The organism is Mesorhizobium sp. WSM4310 (genome assembly GCF_007003935.1).
GTDB lineage: Bacteria > Pseudomonadota > Alphaproteobacteria > Rhizobiales > Rhizobiaceae > Mesorhizobium.
In genome coordinates this window covers 1-18,545 of record NZ_VFTA01000036.1, presented here as the reverse complement: position 1 = coordinate 18,545, position 18,545 = coordinate 1, and the positions used below count along the sequence as shown (strand labels likewise).

Below are 18,545 nucleotides of genomic sequence, written 5' to 3'. Positions count from 1 at the left end.
CGCGGCAGGACGCCGCTTTGACCAACTCGCGTTACGGGCATACGCTGCCGCCAGCAAATAGCAGCCGGAGCCCGCCATGGACCCGCTCATACTGTCGCGCATCCAGTTCGGCGCGAATATTTCGTTTCATATTCTGTTTCCGACGATCACCATTGCACTTGGCTGGGTGCTGCTGTTCTTCAAGCTGCGCTACAACGCGACCAACGATTCCGCCTGGATGCGCGCCTATTTCACCTGGGTGAAGGTGTTCGCGCTGTCCTTCGCCATGGGCGTGGTGTCCGGCGTTACCATGAGCTTCCAGTTCGGCACCAACTGGCCGGGCTATATGGAGCATGTCGGCAACATCGCCGGGCCGCTGCTGGCCTATGAGATCCTCACCGCCTTCTTCCTCGAAGCGGCCTTCCTCGGCATCATGCTGTTCGGCTTCCGCCGCGTCTCCAACCGCGTCCACACGCTGGCGACGGTGCTGGTCGCCGGCGGCACCACCCTGTCGGCCTTCTGGATCATCGCGCTGAATTCCTGGATGCAGACGCCGGTCGGCTTCGAGATGATTGACGGCAAGGCGCATGCGGTCGACTGGTGGGCCATCGTCTTCAACCCGTCGATGCCTTACCGGCTGGTGCATATGCTCCTGGCCTCGGGGCTGACGGTCTCGTTCCTGATATCGGGCCTGTCGGCGCTGCGTCATCTCAACGGCGACCGCTCGGAATCGATGTGGAAGGCGTTGCGCACCGGTGTCTTCACCGCCGCGATCCTGATCCCCATCCAGATCCTTGCCGGCGACCAGCATGGGCTGAACACGCTGGAGCACCAGCCGCAGAAGATCGCCGCCATGGAGGCCAACTGGAACACCGGCCCCAACGTGCCGCTGGTGCTGTTCGCGCTGCCCGACGAGGCGGCCAAGGAAAACAAATTCGAGGTCGCCATCCCCGACGGCGCAAGCCTGGTGCTGCGGCACTCGACCGACGGCGTGGTGCCGGGGCTGAACGATTTTCCCGGCAACCATCCGCCGGTCTTCCCAATCTTCTGGAGCTTCCGCATCATGGTCGGCACCGGCCTTCTGATGCTCGCCGTCTCCTGGTCGGCCGCCTTCTTCCTCAAGCGCCGGCACAGCCTGCCCAAGCCGCTCGCCATGCTGATGGTGCCGATGGCACTGTCGGGCTGGCTGGCGACGCTGGCCGGCTGGTACACGACCGAGATCGGCCGCCAGCCCTGGCTGGTCACCGGCGTGCTGAAGACCGCCGACGCCGTCGGCCCGGTGGCGGGCAGCCATGTCGCGCTGACTTTGGCCGTTTACCTCACCCTCTACGTGCTGTTGCTGATCGCCTATCTCGGCGTGCTGGTGCATCTGGCGCTGAAAGCGGCGAAGGATGGTGATTCATCACCGCTGCCGGGCGTCATGAAAGCAGCCATGTCGCAGCCGGCGGCTGGGGAGTAGGAAAAATGACCTTGGACTGGCCAACCGCTCTCCCGCTGATCTTCGCCGGACTGATGGGCCTCGCCATCCTGATCTATGTCATCCTCGACGGTTTCGACCTCGGCATCGGCATCCTGTTCGCCATGGCCGAGGACGCAGAGCAGGATACGATGATCGCGGCGATCGGCCCGTTCTGGGACGCCAACGAGACCTGGCTGGTGCTGGCCGTCGGCCTGCTGCTGGTCGCCTTCCCGATGGCGCATGGCGTCATCCTCACCGCGCTCTACATTCCCGTCTTCGTGCTCTTGGTCGGGCTGATCCTGCGCGGCGTCGCCTTCGATTTTCGCGCCAAGGTGCCGAGCGGCAAGAAGCATCGCTGGAACCGCATCTTTTTCCTCGGCTCCGTCATCGCCTCGCTGGCGCAGGGCTATATGCTGGGCGTCTATGTGCTCGGCCTCGATGTCGGCCTGGGCGGTACGGCGTTCGGCGTGCTGGTGGCGTTGTGCCTGGCCGCCGCCTATGCGGCGATGGGTGCCGCCTGGGTGATCTACAAGACCGAGGGCGAGCTGCAGAGGAAAGCGGTGCGCTGGCTGCGCACCGCGCTGGTGCTGACGGCGCTCGGCATGGCGGCGGTGTCGCTGGCCACGCCTTTCGCCAGCCCGCGCATCTTCGACAAATGGTTCGTCTGGCCGCAGATGCTCTATCTCTCGCCGCTGCCGATCCTGTCGGCGCTCATGTTCCTGTGGCTGTGGCGGCAGACCTTCCATCTGCCGAAGCCCGACGACCGCCATGCGCTGACGCCGTTCCTGACGCTGGCCGCCATCTTCGTGCTCGGCTTTGCCGGCCTCGCCTGGTCGTTCTACCCGTTCGTCGTGCCCGATAAATTGACGATATGGCAGGCGGCGTCGGCGACCGAAAGCCTGGCCATCATCCTTGTCGGCACGGTGGTGGTGCTGCCGATCATCATTTTCTATTCCTTCTATGCCTACCGCGTGTTCGGCGGCAAGGCGACGGATCTGACCTACGATTGAGGGGTCGGCCGTTCAAACCGGCCTGCCGCCTTCAGATCAACCCGCTGGCGCGCGCGGCCGCGGAGGCCTCGCCGCGCGAGACGGCATCCAGCTTGCCCAGCACCGCCGAGACGTGGTGATCGACCGTCTTGGGCGAAATGGCGAGATGCTCGGCTATGCGCTTGTTGGAGAGACCCCGCTCGATCAGCTGCAGCACTTCCATCTGGCGCCGGGTCAGGCCGGCGCTGTTGGCGCGCGTGGTGCGGCGCGGTCCACGCGCGATGCCGATGACGCCGTTTCGCCGCATGATGTCGCGCACATGGCTCGCGACGGGCCGGGCGCCGAGCGCGTCGAGGATCTCCAGCGCCGCCCGCTGTGCCGCCTCATCGCCCTGCGCCAGCGCCAGGGCGCGTTCGTAAGGCGCGTCGAGTTCGGCCCACGCCGCGGCTGCTCCCCGCCAGTCGTCGGCCAGCAGCATCCGGTAGGGCGCGGCCATGCCCGATGTGTCGCCCGGATCTGCATCGGGTGCCAGCATCTGCCGCCAGGCGGCCAGTTCGGCGAAGACCGCCCGGGTCGGCGACATGTTCTCGGCAAGGCCGATCAGCCGCAGCGCCTCGTCCTTTTCCGCCTCCCCCAGCCAGGCCCGTTCGGCCATCACAGCCGCGTAGGGTAACAGCCGCTGCAGTTCGGCGCCCTTCTCCAGAAACCGCTTCATCTCCGCCAGGAGCGGCTCTGCCGAGGGGTCGCCGCGGCGGACCCTCAGCCGCGACAGCGCCACGAGGGCGGGATAGCGCACCAGCGCCGTCGCCCGGTCGTTGGCAACCACATCCAGCGCCTCGGCAGCCGCGTCATCCCAGCGTCCGTTGCGCACCAACAACTGGGCCCGCACGCCACGCATGTAATCGCGCCAGGTCGCTAGATCGTTCTCGACGCAGTAGTCGATGCCGCGATCAAGGAAGGATTGGGCCTGGCTGTAGCCCAACTGGTTCATCTCGCCACACGCGCAGTTGGTGAAGGCGCGCGCGGCATGTTCCTGAAAATTCTGCTCCAGCGCGATCTCGAGGCTGCGGGCAAGATGCAGCCTGCTGCTGCTCAGGTCCAGCCACTGCTCGGCGGCGCCGACATTGTTGAGAGCATGGCAAACGACTTCCGGCCTGTTCAACCGTTCGGCGAGTTCGATCGCCCTGGCGCCGAGCGACAAGGTCTCGTCCAGCCTTTCGGCCAGCATCGCAAGCTGCGAAAGGTTCGAATAGGCCATGGCGAGTTCGGCGCTGGCGGGAACGGTTTCCAGCAATGCGACTGCCTGGGCGCCGAACATGTCGGCTGCCTGTCGGTCCCCCAGAAGATAGGCGAAGCGCGACAGCCATCTCAGGCTGTCGCCTTCCTTCAGCCTGTTGCCCAGCGCCTGTTGCAACACACGTGCCTGTTCCTGCGCCTTGATGGCTTCGTCTATGCGCGCGATCAAATGGCACTCGAACGCATATTGCTCGTAAAGCCCGGCGCGCTCATCTTGAGGCAAGGTGTCGGCCTGCCGCAGGGCAACCTCGTAGTAGCCGGCGGCGTCGCGATGGGCGCCGACACGCGAGGCCTCCCGCGCCGCGACCGGTGCGAACTCACGCACCGCCTGCAGATTGTGCGCCTCGACCGCATGGTGGACGAGGCGCGCGGTGGCGACACCACCATTCTCGAGCAGCGCCGACAGCGCACGCTGATTGAACAGTCTCCTGGAACTCGTCGTCAGCATCATCTCGATGGCGCGGCGCGCGATCTCGTGTCGGAAGGCGTAGCCGTCGCCGAGATCGTCGAGCAGGCCGTTCGACACACATTCCGCGAGCTGGCCGGCAGCCGCGACGCCGCACAGGCCCTGCAGTGCCCACGCGTCGGCGCGTCTGGGAAAGACCGAAACCGCATCGAGCATCGAGCGGGCGCCGGCCGACAGCCGGCCGGCCCGTGCGACGACGGCGTCGCGCACGCTGGCAGGCGGCGTCATCTCATTGTCCGCGCACAAAAGCTCGGTAACGAAGAAGGCATTGCCCGCCGTCGCGCGGTAGATGGCATCGCCATCACGGCCGGCGGCATTGGCAAGCAACAGCACCGCCGTCTCGCTCAACAGGGGCACGTCGATGCGCACGACGTTGCCGGCGGGAATTTCGCCGAGCACGCGGCGCACGCGCATCTGCCCTTCACTGCGGTCGGTGCGCGCCGTCAGGGCGAGCAGGATGTGGGTGTTGGCGATGCGGCGCCCCAGGAAGCGAACGAAATCCAGTGTCGCGTCGTCGGCCCAGTGCAGATCCTCGATGATCAGGAGCGTCGGCTGCGTCCTTGCCTCGAAGACTTCCAGCGCGTCGGAAAACAGCGGCAACCTCTGCCCCTGCCGGGCGTCGATCGCCCGCGGCATCGCCCATTGCGCCTCGCGGGCAAGATCGTAGAGCGGGCCGAGCGGATCGGGGATCGACAAATCCTCGCAGGCGCTGCGGAAGATGCGCGTGCCATCGGCAACCTTGCCGACGAAAGCCTCGACAAGCGCCGACTTGCCGGCGCCTGCCTCGCCCGACAGCGCCACCACGCGGCCGCGTCCATTCGCGGCCTCCGCGAGAAGTTCATCCAGCTGCTCCAGCTGTGTCTGCCGTTCCAGAAGCATCATCATTCGCCCAGAAAGGATTATGTTTCGGCGGTTCCCCGACGTCCGCCAGAAGCGTCCGGGACCATGACCGACAATGTGACCCTCCACACATTTCGGTGCAACCTCACACATAACGTCGCCATTATGGGGAATCTTCCCACAAAACATAGGGAAAGGCTCCGATGCGCGGCCGTGGCGAGCGTGGTCAATGTCCAGGCGCGCTCAAATCGAGCGTGAAACCATGGAAAAGGAAAACCAATATGCCTCGCTATGTGGTTCAACGCACATTTCCCGATGGCCTCAGCGTGCCGATGAACGATGCCGGCGCCGATGCGCTTGGCGGCGTCATCATGCGCAACGCCGAGAAGGGCGTGACCTGGGTGCAGTCCTTCGTCTCGCCGGACAAGAAGCAGAGCTTCTGCATTTACGATGCGCCCTCGCCGGAAGCGATCCGCAGCACCGCGCAGAAAAACGCGCTCCCGGTCGACAAGATCACGGAGGTGCGGGTTCTTGACCCTTACTTTTACCGTTGATCGCGGCAATGCGCATCCAACTGCCCTTGGCGGCGATGGCGGCTTGCCTGACAATGCGTCCAGCGAGGTGTCGGCGGCTTCGAGACCAGTCGCACGAGGCCCGTTACGGGGCCGGCTTTTGCGCGGGCTTGCCGCCTTGCTGTTCGCACCATTGCGCTCGCGGCGGCGCCGATTGCCACCGCAGGACGACTATCTGAGACGCGACATCGGCTTGCCGGAGCTCGTGGAGCTGCCGCAATACTGGGACTTCACCCGGTCGGACAGATGATGCGCCCAGCCTAGCCCAGACTTTCGCGGCGGGGGCGGCCGCTCCCGCTTGCAATCAACAAATCAGGAGAGAAAATGAACATTCACGTGTGGACCAGGCACCTCATCAACCTGTCGATCCTGTCGATCGCGGCAACGGCGGCGAATGCCGATGGCACCGGCACGCTGGAGGAGAAGGTGCGGGCAGCCGACAGCCGCTTCGAGAATGTGGCGATGGCCACCGCCGAAGGCTATGCACCCATCCCTTGCGCCAGTGGAATAACCGGCGGCGCCATGGGCATTCACTATGTCAACGCTGCCTATCTCAAGGACGATGCGGTCGATCTAACGAAGCCGGAAGCCGTCATGTACGAGCCGATGGCGGACGGCACGCAAAAGCTGGTGGCGGTCGAGTATATCACCTCGAAAGGACCGGCTTCGCTGGAGGGACAGCTGTTCAACTTCAACAGCGCCCCCAACCGCTATGGCCTGGGGCCCTTCTATGAGCTGCATGTCTGGGCCTGGAAGAAGAACCCGACAGGCACCTTCGCCGACATGAACCCTGACGTGTCGTGCGATGCGATGAAGCCCATGTAACCAGGACGCGAATCTCCCCCTTCGTGGGGGAGATTCGCCGTGTGTGGAGCGCTGACCTTCTGTCGCAGGAGGTTGGGCCTGGTAGGACCGACTCCCTCTGGCTTGCCGGCCATCTCCCCCTCGAGGGGGAGATAACCAAGCCTCAATTGCTCGCCGACAGCACCAGCACCGGCTTGTCGCTGTACAGCGCCGGGAACAGCTGCTTCAGGTTCGCCACCTTGGGCAGGTCGTTGTAGACGATGTAGGGATAGGTCGGGTTCAGCGTCAGAAAATCCTGGTGGTAGTTCTCGGCCGGGTAGAAGGTCTTGCCGGTCTCGATCGTGGTGACGATTGGTGCCGGATAGAGCTTGGCCTTGTCGAGCTGCTCGATGTAGCTCTGCGCGATCTTCTTCTGCGTGTCGTTCTCGGCGAAGATCGTCGAGCGATACTGGGTGCCGGAATCCGGGCCCTGGTAGTTCAGCTGCGTCGGATTGTGGGCGACCGAGAAATAGACCTGCAGCAGCTGGCCATAGGTCACCTTCGACGGATCGTAGATGATCTCGACGGATTCGGCATGGCCGGTGCGGCCGGTGCCGACGGTCTCGTAGACCGCGTCATCCTTGGCGCCGCCGGTATAGCCGGAGACCGCCTTGCTGACACCCTTGACGTGCTGGAACACGCCCTGCACGCCCCAGAAGCAGCCGCCGGCGAAGATCGCCGTCTCGCTGCCCGGGGCGGCCTTTTCGTCCATTGCCGGCGGCGGGATCACCACCGCGTCCTCGGCCGAGCGCGCCGGCGTCTGCCACAAGGCCGCCGCCGCCACCGCCGCGAAACCGAGCACGGCCAGCGCGCCGCGGGTAAAGAACGGCCGTGTCTTTTCGATACCGGTCATGTTCTGATCTCCTGTTGTTGTTCCAATATATACGACGCAAGCCGCCAGTAGGTCTCAATTTGCCGTGCGGCGGCTCCTGTCGTCGGCATTCCCCCGGCCCTCCGGGCCACCTTCTCCCCGAGGGGGAGAAGAAAAGTTGGCGCCGCTCGCCCCGGAACGGTCAGGCGAGCGAAGCGGTGAGGGGCAGCCGACCTGCTTACTGCGCTGGCTTCATCGCGTCGGTGGCCGGCTTCATCGCATCCGCCGCCGGTTTCATGGCGTCGGCGGCAGGCTTCATGGCGTCCGCTGCGGGCTTCATCGCATTGGTGGCCATCGGGTCGGCGGGCTTCATCGCGTCGGTCGCGGGCTTCATCGCATCCGCCGGCTTCATCGCATCCGTCGCCGGTTTCATGGCGTCGGTGGCCATCGCATTGGCCGGCTTCATGGCGTTGGTCGCGTCGTCGGCACGGGCGCCGGCGACGAAGACGGCGGCCGAAAGCGCGAAGGCGAGCGCCGGCAGGGTCAGGTACTTGGTCATGGAAGTCTCCTTGGGTTTTGGCGCGCAAGCGGGCCGGGTGATGCGTTGCCGCTGCATGCGGCCCCGCGCGAAGAGAAAGAAAATCAGTTGGTGGCGGCGGCCAGGATCGGCCCGCCGCCCGGCGATTGCACCAGCACGGCGGTGCTCAGGCCGCCCGAGGCGGCGGGCAGCGCATAGGAAGTGGCGTTACCGCTCCAGCTGCCGAGTTTTTCCAGCGCGTGCACGACATTGGCATGCGGCAGCGTGCGGCCGGTGTTTTCGCCGCGCGCCACCGGCACCTGCACGACGCCCTTGGCATAGCGCACCAGCCAGACATCGGCCTTGCCGCCCGGTGCGGCGCCTGCGCCGATCGCCACCTTGCCGGCCTCGAGCGACAGCGAGGGGCCGCCGGTCTTGCCGGTCGCGGAAATCAGATGCTCGATCTCGCCCGGTGCCGCGCCGACCACATCGGCGTGGCCGTTGACCACCACCTGCGGCGTGAACGGCCCGTCATGGCCGAGCGGCGGCTCGTAGGAGACCTGGCGCTGGGTGAATTCCTGCCTGCCGAACGTGTCCTTCCAGCCGAGATAATCCCAGTAGGTGACGTTGAACGACAGCGCCAGCACGCCGGGCTGGTCCTTCACCTTGATCAGATTGGCATTGGCCGGCGGGCAGGACGAGCAGCCCTGGCTGGTGAACAGTTCGACCACGCTGAGCGGCTGCGCGGCGGCGGCACCGAGCGAGGCGGCGAGCGCCAGCGCACCGAGGCTGGACAGGGCAATGAACTTTGAGGCTCTCGGCATGGGACGGCTCCGTGGGGGCGGCGCTGGGATGCGCCGGTCATTCCCCCACTTCGCCGCCATCCGCCGCTTCGTTACAGCGCTCACCGGTTTGTGATGAAGGCACCTCTACGCCAGTGGCCCGAAACGCCACAGCGAGGTGTAGTGCATGATCGGCCGCTCGAGCCTTGCGCCCGCGGCGACAAATCGCTTTCCCGCATCCAGCATGGGCTGGAAGGTATCGAGTTGCCTGGCGTGCTCCAGCGTGTCCCACACACTGGTGTTGATCAGCGACGACGTCGCCTCGTCGGCGCCGGCGTAGAAGACGAGCAGCCCCGGCATTGCCTCTATGCCAGGCCGAAGCTCTGCCTCGTCGTCCACCATCATCTCTCGAAACGACGCGAACTTCGCTGCATCGCAGCGCAGGATGGAAACGCGCAGCACGGAATCAGGCATCGGCTTCTTCTCCAGGAGTTGACGCGCTCCAGGCTAGGCCACGCCGACCCAGGCCGCCAATACCGTGCCCAATCAAGATTGAGTGCGCATGGGGCGCGCCCTTCCCTTCTCCCCTTGCGGGAGAAGGTGGCCTCGCGAAGCGAGGTCGGATGAGGGGTGCTCCAGCGGAGTGAGGCGTTGGCGTTCCCTGGAACACCCCTCATCCGTCTCGCCGCTACGCGGCGATCCACCTTCTCCCGCAAGGGGAGAAGGAAGACGCGCGCCATCACCGCCAGGGCTGCAGACTGGTGTCTCTTACATAGGCGATGATCGTGTCGCAGACGGCGTTGAGGTCTTTCAGGACATCGTCATTCCAGAAACGCAGAACCCGAAAGCCCTTGGCCTCGAGCTCGGTCTTGCGGATCTGGTCCGTATCCGGACCCGCATGCTGGCTGCCATCGATCTCGATGATCAGCCGAGCTTCAGGGCAAACGAAATCGGCGACGTTTTTTCCGATAGGCGCCTGGCGCCGGAATTTATCCGGTCGAGTCTGCGATCGCGCAGCTCCTGCCAGAGCCTGCCTTCCGCTTCCGTCATCTCGCGCCGGAGCGAGCGGGCAAATTTACGCTTGGCTTGGGTGACGGGTTGATGCGGCATGGCGCCAGATTAGCCAGACCCGGCGTTCCGTCCAACCATCCGTCTCGCCGCTACGCGGCGATCCACCTTCTCCCGCAAGGGGAGAAGGTGAGCAGCGTCTGTCCCTACTGCGTCAGCGCTGTGTCCGAGGGCCGCTTGTTGAAGTCGCACTTGCCGGTGACGTTGTAGAAGAAGTCGGCATTTGAGGACGTAGTCGGCACCGTTGTGCCACCGTCTTCCCAGGCTTGATAGCTGGTGACGCCACAAGGCACGATGGAGAAGATGTCGACCCTCGTCCCGGTCGCGGTCTCGGTCAGGGCGTTCGCGTCCACCCCGCTAAAGAGTCGGTTGGAGGTGCTCGCATCGTCCGACTTGAGGTATTGCGGGTTGCCCGATGGCACGTACATCTGCAGAGAGAGGCCACCCATCTGGCTGACATCGATAGCCGCGCCGGCGCTGTTGGCCGGATACATGGTGTCGACGCAGGTTGTCGAATATTTCTTGTTGCCACTGGTCTGGAGGATCGCATTGGCAGGCAGACCGGTGAAAGTGGTCACGCTGGCGGTGGTGCAAACTTGCGACTGGACGAGCGTCTTGATATCGGCGCCACCATTGTTGGTGATCGTATACACGTTCGTGGTGCCGTAGCCCTTCGGATCCCCGAAGCCATTATAGACATACTCGATGGACATCAGCGGCTTGGCCGCTGTCGCTCCGAATTGCGTGCCGTAGAGCGTCATCGTCTTGTTCCACCAGCCCGACACCTTGGTGATCTTGAAGCTAGCATTGACGAGCGCCGGCGGCTTGCTGACCGCCGACGCGACGGCAATCGGCACGGTGTTGATCCTGGCGATCTGCATGAATGTGGTCGGCATGGAGAAACTTGCCGAGGCCTGGCCGGTGGCGGCGGTGGTGGTGGTACCAGCCACAAAACTGTTCAGCGTCGCAGTGCCCTGGCCACCGTTGGCGGCGAAGGAATCCTGCAGCGCCGTCTGGCGCTGCGCCAGCGTCGAGGTGGTGTCCATGGTGGTGATCGACAGGAGCGCGGCATCCAGGGCCTGCTGCTGGTTGGACCGGACCTGGATCGCGCTGGTATAGTCGATCGAGAAGCCGACGGCGCTTATGACAGGCACCAGCGTGAGAAAGAACAGCGGCATCATCGAGCCGCTGCGCGAACGGGCAAACCCGCCTGCAACTTTCAGCATTTTTTTACCCCGCGGATATTAGTGATGGGGCATATAGCACGCGGCGGCAAACCAAGGTCTAACGCGATCGATCAAAGTTTAAGCATCCACGGCCGCCGGGGCCGGCATTTGGCGCGGCTTGCCGCTTTGTGATCGAAGGCGCCGCCCTTGCGCCGCAAGCCTTGCCGCCGCAAGCCACCCCTGCTAAAGCGCGCGACATGAGCACGCCCCTCGACCACATCAGAAATTTCTCCATCGTCGCCCATATCGACCATGGCAAATCCACGCTCGCCGACCGCCTGATCCAGTCCACCGGCGGGCTGGAGCTGCGCGACATGAAGGAGCAGGTGCTGGACTCGATGGACATCGAGCGCGAGCGCGGCATCACCATCAAGGCGCAGACGGTGCGGCTGAAATACCGCGCCAACAATGGCGAGGACTATATCCTCAACCTCATCGACACGCCCGGCCATGTCGACTTCGCCTATGAAGTGTCGCGTTCGCTCGCCGCCTGCGAGGGCTCGCTGCTGGTGGTCGACGCCTCGCAGGGCGTCGAGGCGCAGACGCTCGCCAATGTCTACCAGGCCATCGACAACAACCACGAGATCGTCGTGGTGCTGAACAAGGTCGACCTGCCGGCCGCCGAGCCCGAGCGCATCCGCGAGCAGGTCGAGGAGGTGATCGGCATCGACGCTTCCGGCGCCGTGCTGATCTCGGCCAAGACCGGCCTCGGCATTCCCGACGTGCTGGAAGCCATCGTCCACCAATTGCCGCCGCCGCGCGAGGGCGATGCGACAGCCCCCTTGAAGGCGATGCTGGTCGACAGCTGGTACGACGCCTATCTCGGCGTCATCGTGCTGGTGCGCATCATCGACGGCGTGCTGAAGAAGGGCCAGACCATCCGCATGATGGGCACCGGCGCCAAATACCTGGTCGAGCGCACCGGCGTGTTCACGCCCGCCCGCATCAATGTCGACGAGCTCGGCCCCGGCGAGTTCGGCTTCTTCACCGGCTCGATCAAGGAAGTGGCCGACACCCGCGTCGGCGACACCATCACCGAGGACAAGCGCCAGACCGCGCATGCCCTGCCCGGCTTCAAGCCGGCGCAGCCTGTGGTGTTCTGCGGGCTGTTCCCGGTCGATGCCGCCGATTTCGAGGATCTGCGCGCCGCCGTCGGCAAGCTGCGCCTCAACGACGCCTCCTTCTCCTATGAAATGGAAACCAGCGCCGCGCTCGGCTTCGGCTATCGCTGCGGCTTCCTCGGCCTGCTGCATCTGGAAATCATCCAGGAGCGGCTGGAGCGCGAGTTCAACCTCGACCTGATCGCCACCGCGCCCTCCGTCGTCTACCGGCTGCTGCTCAATGACGGCTCGGTGAAGGAACTGCACAATCCGGCCGACATGCCCGACGTGGTGAAGATCTCGGCCATCGAGGAGCCGTGGATCCGCGCCACCATCCTCACCCCCGACGACTATCTCGGCGGCATCCTGAAACTCTGCCAGGACCGGCGCGGCATCCAGGCCGACCTCTCCTATGTCGGCAAACGCGCCATGCTGACCTACGACCTTCCGCTCAACGAAGTCGTCTTCGATTTCTATGACCGGCTGAAATCGATCTCCAAGGGCTACGCCTCGTTCGACTATCACCTCACCGACTACCGCGAGGGCGATTTGGTCAAGATGTCGATCCTGGTCAATGAGGAGCCGGTCGACGCGCTGTCCATGCTGGTGCACCGCACGGCGGCGGAAAAGCGCGGAAGGCAGATGTGCGAGAAGCTGAAGGAGCTGATCCCGCACCACCTCTTCAAGATCCCGATCCAGGCCGCGATCGGCGGCAAGGTCATCGCCCGCGAAACCATCTCCGCCCTGCGCAAGGATGTGACTGCGAAGTGCTACGGCGGCGACGTGAGCCGCAAGCGCAAGCTGCTCGACAAGCAGAAAGAGGGCAAGAAGCGGATGAGGCAGTTTGGCAAGGTGGATATCCCGCAGGAGGCGTTTATCCAGGCGCTGAAGATGGGGGATTGAGAAGGCTGCACGGTCAAGGTGAGCTACCTATCCAAACGATTTCGCGTATCCTCGAAGTATCGAAGGCTCGCTGCCATCTCTGGGTCTAATATAATCTGAGCGCCCGATCGCATCTTTAAAAGCGCCTCATCAAGCAGTTGAATTGCCTGGCCTTTTTTCACCAGATCGACGGCAACATCGCAGAGTGTAGAATAGGAATACCTATCAAATCTGTGGTGAGAAATATTTCTATCGGCGGTCTCATAGGCCTTACGAAGAAGGGCGATTCTATCTCCTTCCGAAAGCCCAACCGTCTTTCGTGATCTGGCCACCAACAAGCGCACTTGGTACCGGTCAAGTGGCGCATCGGCGCCTACGGCCTCGATTGCATTCCTAATAACGTATTCCACATCACCAATAGGATCTTCGTCCAGCAGTTCTCTAATAAGGCGATGCCACGGTATCCTCTCAGCTGGAGCTATCTTGATCAGACGCCGGTAAAGCCTTTGGCGCATCGTGCTATCACCGAGCCTGCCGATACCGTACTCTTTATCGCAGATATCCCTAACGCTCTGCAGTTCAACTTGAACGGCAGGATTGATATTATCGATTATTAAGTTGAATAACTGTTCTAAGTCGGCAACCGATGAGAATTTGTAATCGGCGATCTTACGAGCAATGACCAAGTGCCGTGTGCTCCAACCGAATATACCCTCATTGGGCCGGATATCATACTCGTCGATGATCCCAGAAAGACCTGATAAGGCAGATCCGACTTGGTCAGCGCGCATGCCGGTCATGCGCATCATCAACTGCCGATGGACTCTGGTTCCCGATGACTCCAAAGCCGCCACCAGCCGATAGATATCCTGCAAGGGCACAGGGAGCTCCCCAAACTCAGCCAACAAAATCATATCTAAGCTGTTGTTGGAAAAAATATTCGCCAAACACACAAACATGTCAGCACTGCAACGTTCTCTAAGGCGCTCGAATTGCCAATCACGGCTGCGGCGTTTGAAGTCGGTATCAACTAGAGCAGCAATCTTTGGTTGGAACTGAAGCAAATTAATTAACGATCGTATTTCGCCATCGTCAAGACGGCTGAGTTCGATGACCACTCCTTTTGAGAATATATTTGACGTCTTTATCCGCGGTGCCCATTGCGCCGCATTTGCTGTTAAAATAACCTGAAGCGCAGGATTTTCTGTAGAAGATAGGTAATCGATAAGCGCACCAGTTTGTCGCATAAATCTAGTACATTCGTCTAGAAGCAAGAATCCACGCTCACCTTTGCCTCGTAGGTTTGACTCTACATCTTCCCATGGCCGGCTCTGAAACGGAAAATCAGACCGATGCTCAAATGCATGATGATTTAGATCGCTCATATGCATAAGCAACTGGCGCGCAAATGTCGTCTTGCCTACGCCTGCGGGACCGATAAGGCTTACGCTACATTTTCTACGCGCAATGAGATCATCGACAACGCGGGGTTTTGACGTTCGCTGAAAGGTTGAGTTTGACTGGATATCCGCGAAGCTTGCTGATCCGCCATTAAACATGCGAGTAACGTTTGCGGCGGTGTGACGGCTCGTTGCGACATCTACAGAACTACTTAAGATCACCAAGGGAAGGATGGACGAGGGATTGCTTGGAATTTCGGTGGCGGGGGCTTTGATGTTTGCCAGCGCATGGACAAATTCATCAATGCCTCCGAAGCAAATCTTAGCTCCTCTGTCCTCCAATAAAGGAGCCCGCAAGTCATCCTCGTCATAGATCAGGATATAGACTTGACCAGGGAGTCCTTGATCCTTCGCCGCTAACGTTAACTTGATTCGATCGCTCAAATGCTGATCTCGTAGAGATTGACCAACAATTAATACATCGCCAGTCATCAAGGTATTATCAAATGTCGTAAAGAGGGACTGCCTGTATTGCCTATAGTCATCATAATCCTGCTCGGTTATAATCATAGAGCCCTTATTGCCGAGTGAGGAGTCCTGAGTTATGCATCCATGTATCTTATATAAAGTTGTACCTGTTCGATCCTCTCGGTAAGTTAAGTCATAGTTAGATCGAATTGCAGTCAGCGGAATATTAGCTATCTTGTATGAGTTCTCAATGAGCAAGTCATAATTTGTACTAAATATCGCCTGCCACGGAAATTGGGGTATCCCTAGGAGCCCTCCTGCCAGTCGCAAGGGCCGAAGCCTCGCCACAACAGCATCTATAACCGCGCGCCGCTTGTAATGGCGTACCAATATACTAGAGGTTTCAATTAGGTCGGTGCTCTTAGGATCGGATTTAGCGAGATCACGCCAAAGAAATTCTGCGAGCTGTGAACCCGTCGGAGCGCCAGAAGGGACCGTTGCTCCTGCGCCGAATAGAAGTGCGGTATGCTTCGGGTCTAAGGCTGAAGCTAGTTGGTCGAGCGATATTGGCAAAGCGTTTTCCCCCCCCAATGGTACATACTAACTACTTGTTTTGAGCGATGTGAAGAGTAGGGTCGTAATTTGTTGAAGGGGCAGCATCCACGATCTCTTTTATTCCACTGCTCCATATCCAACCCGTGCCCATCGCCTCGATCGCTCCTCTTTCAGCGCGAACATTGCCGGGCGGGGTAGCTTTCTGGTAGCTGTGTCCGACATGGCGAAACCCGGCCCGATATCATCCATTTCGCCGGTTCGCGGTCCAACTCTCACCGAGCCTTTAAGAACGCGTAACGCCAGCGTATCCTCTCCCCGACTTGGGGAAACACCACATGCGCACCACCTCAGACACCATCGCCTGTCTCGGCCTCGCCATCGGCGGCATCTTCGGCCTTGCCGGCACCTTCGTCGCCAGCGCTCCGCTCCGCGAATCCCTGTGGGCGATCGACGGCGTGGGCATCGTCGTCGCCACTGCGTTGCTCACCATGAAATACCAGCGCCTCGGCAATGATTGCGTCGCCGCCGGCTTCCTGACCTTCCTCGCCGGCGAAAGCCTGCTTTTATCAGGCAATGCGGCGGGGCTCGAGGCCAGCGTGCCTTCCTATGTCGGCGGCATTTCGCTCTGGGCGGCGGCGCTCATCATGGTCAGCGTGCCCTCGACTTTCGCGCTGTGGATGCGGTTCACCGCATTCGTCGTCGCCGCGCTGTTCTTCGCCTCGGTGGGCATGGTGCTGTGGGGCACGCCCCTGCTGCCGACCTCCTCGCCGCTGCCCGCTGCCGGCTATCCGTTCCTGGTGCTGACTTTTATTGGGTGGATCTGGACGCTGCTGAGGGAGGGGCGGTAGACGCTGTCCGCCCGCCGTCAAAATCCGCGACAGGAAGGCGCGCGTCGGCGCTGCCCCTCATCTGGCTGCCGCCATCTTCTCCCCGTAAGCGGGGCGAAGGGGGCTGCTGTCGCCGCTTTCGCCAATCGCAGACGTTGCAGGAAGGGCGCCGGCGTTGCGGCAGCCTCTCTCGCCCCGTTTACGGGGAGCCGGCAGGACAGTGAGGGGCAGCGCCGACCTGCGATAGGTACGCGCTAGCCTCTATCCTCAATCCTGACACGGTTTTGACATCGGCGAGGGCGTCCCCCGCTCCGTCCCGGCTTCGCCGGGCCACCTTGCCGGGGCGAGCCACGGGTCTCGCCCGCCCTTCGGACCCCCCACTTCCGTGCGGGCGAGGAACCCAGGAATAGCGCGTCTCACCCCTCCAACCACACCTTCTCGAAATGCTGCTCCAGCGCCTGGTGCTGCTCGCAGCCTTCGACCCCCTTGCGGTAGGTCCGGTAGACCGAGCGCCAGTAGGGTTGGATGATGATGCCGCTGTCGCGCAGGTTCTTCTCGATGCCGGCCATGATCTCCTTGCGGGTCTTGGCGTCGGGGGTGGCGAGCGCCTTGTCCAGCAGCTCGTCGAATTCCTTGCTGGCATAGGCGCTTTCGTTCCAGGCGGCGCCGGATTTGTAGGCCAGCGCCAGCACCTGGACGCCGAGCGGGCGTCCCAGCCATTCGGTGCAGGAGAAGGGATATTTGCTCCAGTCGTTCCAGAAGGTCGCGGCGGGCAGCACGGTGCGCTTGATCTTGAGGCCGGCCTCGCGCATCTGCGCGGCTATCGCGTCGCCGGTGGTCTTCTGCCATTCGATGTCGACCGAGATGAGCTCATATTCGTGGTCCGGCTTGCCGGAGGCGGCGAGCAGCTTCTTGGCCTCCTCCACATCGCGCTTGGCCGGGCCGATATCGGCATATTCGGGATGCATGGGGCCGACATGGTGGTTGTCGGCGGGCTTGCCTCGGCCGCCGAGGCCGAGCGCCAGCACGGCCGAATTGTCGACGGCGAGCTGGGCGGCGCGGCGGACCTTGATGTCGTCATAGGGCGCATTGCCGATGTTGAAGCGGGCGACGATGGTCGAGCCGGTGGCGATCTCGGAATTCTTCAGTCCCATCTTGTCGGTCTGCGAGACGGCGTCGGAGGCGGTTTCGTGGTCGGTGTCGATCTCGCCGGATTCGAAGGCCGACAGCATGGCGTTGGGGTCGGAGCCGTAGTCGATCCACTGGATGCCATCCAGATAGAATTCGCCCTTCCACCACGGCTTGTCCTTGCGCTTCACCTCGGCACCGGTCTCGGCGTCCCATTTCACCAGTTCGCAGGGGCCGGTGGTGATGGCCAGCGCCTTCAGGGGATCGCCGTCGCCATCATAGGAACGGTGCATGATCAGCGCCGGATAGTCGGCCATGCCGGCGATCAGCGAAATGTCGGGCTTGGGCAGGTTCAGCTTGATCGTGTAGTCGTCGACCTTCTCGATGCCGCCGTCGACCGCCTTCTTGGTGTCGGCATTGACCAGCGCGCCCATGCGCGCGGCGACCGAATTGCCAGCCACGCCGGCCTCGCACCAGCGGGTGAGGTTGTGGACGACATCGTCGGCGTTGAACGCGTCGCCGTTCGACCATGAAATGCCCTTGCGCACATGCAGGGTCAGCGTCTTGGCGTCGTCGCTCATCTCCCATTTTTCCAACAGCCAGGGCTCGAAGGAAAAATCGGTGTTCCAGCGTACCAGATATTCGTTGCAGTGGCGGGCGACGTTGGACATTTCGACGCCGTCGAAGGTGCGCGGGTCCTTGAAACCCTTGACGTTCATGGCGACGCGCAAGGTGCCGCCCTTCTTCGGTTCGGCGGCGCGGGCAGGCGTCGGCGCGAGGCCGCCCAGGGCAAACGCGCCGGCGGCGCTGACGCCGAGACCGGCCATCAGCGCCAGATATTCGCGGCGGCTGATGCCGCCCTTTTTGAAATCCTCGGCGACGGGCTTGGCCTGCGGGTGCAGTTTGCGGTCGGTCAGCATGAATTTCATCGTCGTTCCCTTTGTCGTTGGTGCACGCCGCCCAAAAGTGCGGGGGTTTTGGCACATGCACGGAAGCAGGCTCGTCCCGGCGGAGCGCCGACGCGGGGGCGGCTGCAACCGCCGGGTTTGCCTGAGGCGGCGATGATAGGGCGGGGTAACGTTGCGGAGTGTTCTGGAATCCGCAGGAGTTGTGCGCTGCTCCGCAGCGAGGCCGTGACCTGTGCGGCGAGCCAGCCCTGGTGGCCGCCGGGTTCCGTCCCTCTGGCCCGCGGCTTCGCGTTTCACCAGCGGCTTCCCCCACTCCGTCTCGGCTTTGCCGAGCCACCTCTCCCCCCTCCGGAGGGAGAGGAAGGGAGCCAGCCTGGCCAAGCGCGCGCCTTTCCTCCTCCCGTCGATCGGGGGAGAGGTGGGTCGGGC

At 62.6% G+C, this 18,545-nt stretch carries 14 protein-coding genes and 1 pseudogene; 6 read left to right on the top strand and 9 right to left on the bottom strand.

Features of this window, described 5'->3' with window-relative positions:
• Window positions 1–76: 76 nt before the first annotated feature.
• Both FJV80_RS28405 and FJV80_RS28400 read left to right on the top strand, forming a co-directional pair.
• Complete coding sequence (locus FJV80_RS28405) at window positions 77–1,438, top strand: cytochrome ubiquinol oxidase subunit I (protein ID WP_142878024.1); 1,362 nt, start codon at window positions 77–79, stop codon at window positions 1,436–1,438.
• Window positions 1,439–1,443: 5 nt separating this feature from the next.
• Window positions 1,444–2,448, top strand: a complete 1,005-nt coding sequence (locus FJV80_RS28400; RefSeq protein ID WP_142878023.1) for a cytochrome d ubiquinol oxidase subunit II — start codon at window positions 1,444–1,446, stop codon at window positions 2,446–2,448.
• 31 nt (window positions 2,449–2,479) lie between these two features.
• On the opposite strand, the gene FJV80_RS28395 is transcribed toward FJV80_RS28400, so the two are convergent.
• Window positions 2,480–5,068 carry an AAA family ATPase gene (locus FJV80_RS28395; protein WP_142878022.1) on the bottom strand — a complete coding sequence of 863 codons (2,589 nt, stop codon included), beginning with the start codon at window positions 5,066–5,068 and terminating at the stop codon, window positions 2,480–2,482.
• Window positions 5,069–5,310: 242 nt separating this feature from the next.
• Here FJV80_RS28395 and FJV80_RS28390 point away from each other — a divergent pair, with 242 nt between their 5' ends.
• Both FJV80_RS28390 and FJV80_RS28380 read left to right on the top strand, forming a co-directional pair.
• Window positions 5,311–5,583 carry a DUF4242 domain-containing protein gene (locus FJV80_RS28390; protein ID WP_095775628.1) on the top strand — a complete coding sequence of 91 codons (273 nt, stop codon included), beginning with the start codon at window positions 5,311–5,313 and terminating at the stop codon, window positions 5,581–5,583.
• Window positions 5,584–5,925: 342 nt separating this feature from the next.
• The gene (locus FJV80_RS28380; protein ID WP_095775630.1) at window positions 5,926–6,426 is read left to right on the top strand and encodes a hypothetical protein; all 501 of its coding nucleotides are present in this window, start codon (window positions 5,926–5,928) and stop codon (window positions 6,424–6,426) included.
• 142 nt (window positions 6,427–6,568) lie between these two features.
• Here FJV80_RS28380 and msrA read toward each other — a convergent pair whose 3' ends face one another.
• From msrA to FJV80_RS28350, 6 genes and pseudogenes are all read right to left on the bottom strand, one after another.
• Entirely contained in the window at window positions 6,569–7,297 is a 729-nt protein-coding gene (gene msrA / locus FJV80_RS28375; protein WP_142878020.1) for a peptide-methionine (S)-S-oxide reductase MsrA, read from the bottom strand.
• Between the two features lie 196 nt (window positions 7,298–7,493).
• Complete coding sequence (locus tag FJV80_RS28370; RefSeq protein WP_019862212.1) at window positions 7,494–7,814, bottom strand: hypothetical protein; 321 nt, start codon at window positions 7,812–7,814, stop codon at window positions 7,494–7,496.
• An 83-nt stretch (window positions 7,815–7,897) separates the two neighbouring features.
• Entirely contained in the window at window positions 7,898–8,596 is a 699-nt protein-coding gene (locus tag FJV80_RS28365; RefSeq protein WP_142878019.1) for a DUF1223 domain-containing protein, read from the bottom strand.
• A 105-nt stretch (window positions 8,597–8,701) separates the two neighbouring features.
• Window positions 8,702–9,028, bottom strand: a complete 327-nt coding sequence (locus FJV80_RS28360; RefSeq protein WP_142878018.1) for a hypothetical protein — start codon at window positions 9,026–9,028, stop codon at window positions 8,702–8,704.
• 265 nt (window positions 9,029–9,293) lie between these two features.
• Window positions 9,294–9,604 (bottom strand): annotated as a pseudogene (locus tag FJV80_RS28355) (endonuclease domain-containing protein).
• 164 nt (window positions 9,605–9,768) lie between these two features.
• Window positions 9,769–10,848, bottom strand: a complete 1,080-nt coding sequence (locus FJV80_RS28350) for a pilus assembly protein TadG-related protein (RefSeq protein WP_185975279.1) — start codon at window positions 10,846–10,848, stop codon at window positions 9,769–9,771.
• A 197-nt stretch (window positions 10,849–11,045) separates the two neighbouring features.
• Between FJV80_RS28350 and lepA the strand changes: the two genes are divergently transcribed.
• Window positions 11,046–12,851, top strand: coding sequence for a translation elongation factor 4 (lepA, locus tag FJV80_RS28345; RefSeq protein WP_142878017.1), 1,806 nt, complete (start codon window positions 11,046–11,048; stop codon window positions 12,849–12,851).
• A gap of 23 nt (window positions 12,852–12,874) precedes the next feature.
• On the opposite strand, the gene FJV80_RS28340 is transcribed toward lepA, so the two are convergent.
• The gene (locus tag FJV80_RS28340) at window positions 12,875–15,046 is read right to left on the bottom strand and encodes an SIR2 family protein (protein WP_281408793.1); all 2,172 of its coding nucleotides are present in this window, start codon (window positions 15,044–15,046) and stop codon (window positions 12,875–12,877) included.
• Window positions 15,047–15,588: 542 nt separating this feature from the next.
• Between FJV80_RS28340 and FJV80_RS28335 the strand changes: the two genes are divergently transcribed.
• Window positions 15,589–16,101: a hypothetical protein gene (locus FJV80_RS28335; protein WP_142878015.1), complete on the top strand. Its 513-nt coding sequence runs from the start codon at window positions 15,589–15,591 to the stop codon at window positions 16,099–16,101.
• Between the two features lie 395 nt (window positions 16,102–16,496).
• Here the strand turns inward: FJV80_RS28335 and FJV80_RS28325 are convergent, their stop codons facing one another.
• Window positions 16,497–18,137 (bottom strand): ABC transporter substrate-binding protein, encoded by a 1,641-nt coding sequence (locus FJV80_RS28325; protein WP_142878014.1) that lies wholly within the window; start codon window positions 18,135–18,137, stop codon window positions 16,497–16,499.
• Between the last annotated feature and the right edge of the window lie 408 nt (window positions 18,138–18,545).

Coding starts and splice junctions, on each gene's coding strand:
- FJV80_RS28405 (WP_142878024.1), top strand. CDS start 77: ATGGACCCGCTCATACTGTCGCGCATCCAGTTCGGCGCGAATATTTCG.
- FJV80_RS28400 (WP_142878023.1), top strand. CDS start 1,444: ATGACCTTGGACTGGCCAACCGCTCTCCCGCTGATCTTCGCCGGACTG.
- FJV80_RS28395 (WP_142878022.1), bottom strand. CDS start 5,068: ATGCTTCTGGAACGGCAGACACAGCTGGAGCAGCTGGATGAACTTCTC.
- FJV80_RS28390 (WP_095775628.1), top strand. CDS start 5,311: ATGCCTCGCTATGTGGTTCAACGCACATTTCCCGATGGCCTCAGCGTG.
- FJV80_RS28380 (WP_095775630.1), top strand. CDS start 5,926: ATGAACATTCACGTGTGGACCAGGCACCTCATCAACCTGTCGATCCTG.
- msrA (WP_142878020.1), bottom strand. CDS start 7,297: ATGACCGGTATCGAAAAGACACGGCCGTTCTTTACCCGCGGCGCGCTG.
- FJV80_RS28370 (WP_019862212.1), bottom strand. CDS start 7,814: ATGACCAAGTACCTGACCCTGCCGGCGCTCGCCTTCGCGCTTTCGGCC.
- FJV80_RS28365 (WP_142878019.1), bottom strand. CDS start 8,596: ATGCCGAGAGCCTCAAAGTTCATTGCCCTGTCCAGCCTCGGTGCGCTG.
- FJV80_RS28360 (WP_142878018.1), bottom strand. CDS start 9,028: ATGCCTGATTCCGTGCTGCGCGTTTCCATCCTGCGCTGCGATGCAGCG.
- FJV80_RS28350 (WP_185975279.1), bottom strand. CDS start 10,848: ATGCTGAAAGTTGCAGGCGGGTTTGCCCGTTCGCGCAGCGGCTCGATG.
- lepA (WP_142878017.1), top strand. CDS start 11,046: ATGAGCACGCCCCTCGACCACATCAGAAATTTCTCCATCGTCGCCCAT.
- FJV80_RS28335 (WP_142878015.1), top strand. CDS start 15,589: ATGCGCACCACCTCAGACACCATCGCCTGTCTCGGCCTCGCCATCGGC.
- FJV80_RS28325 (WP_142878014.1), bottom strand. CDS start 18,137: ATGAAATTCATGCTGACCGACCGCAAACTGCACCCGCAGGCCAAGCCC.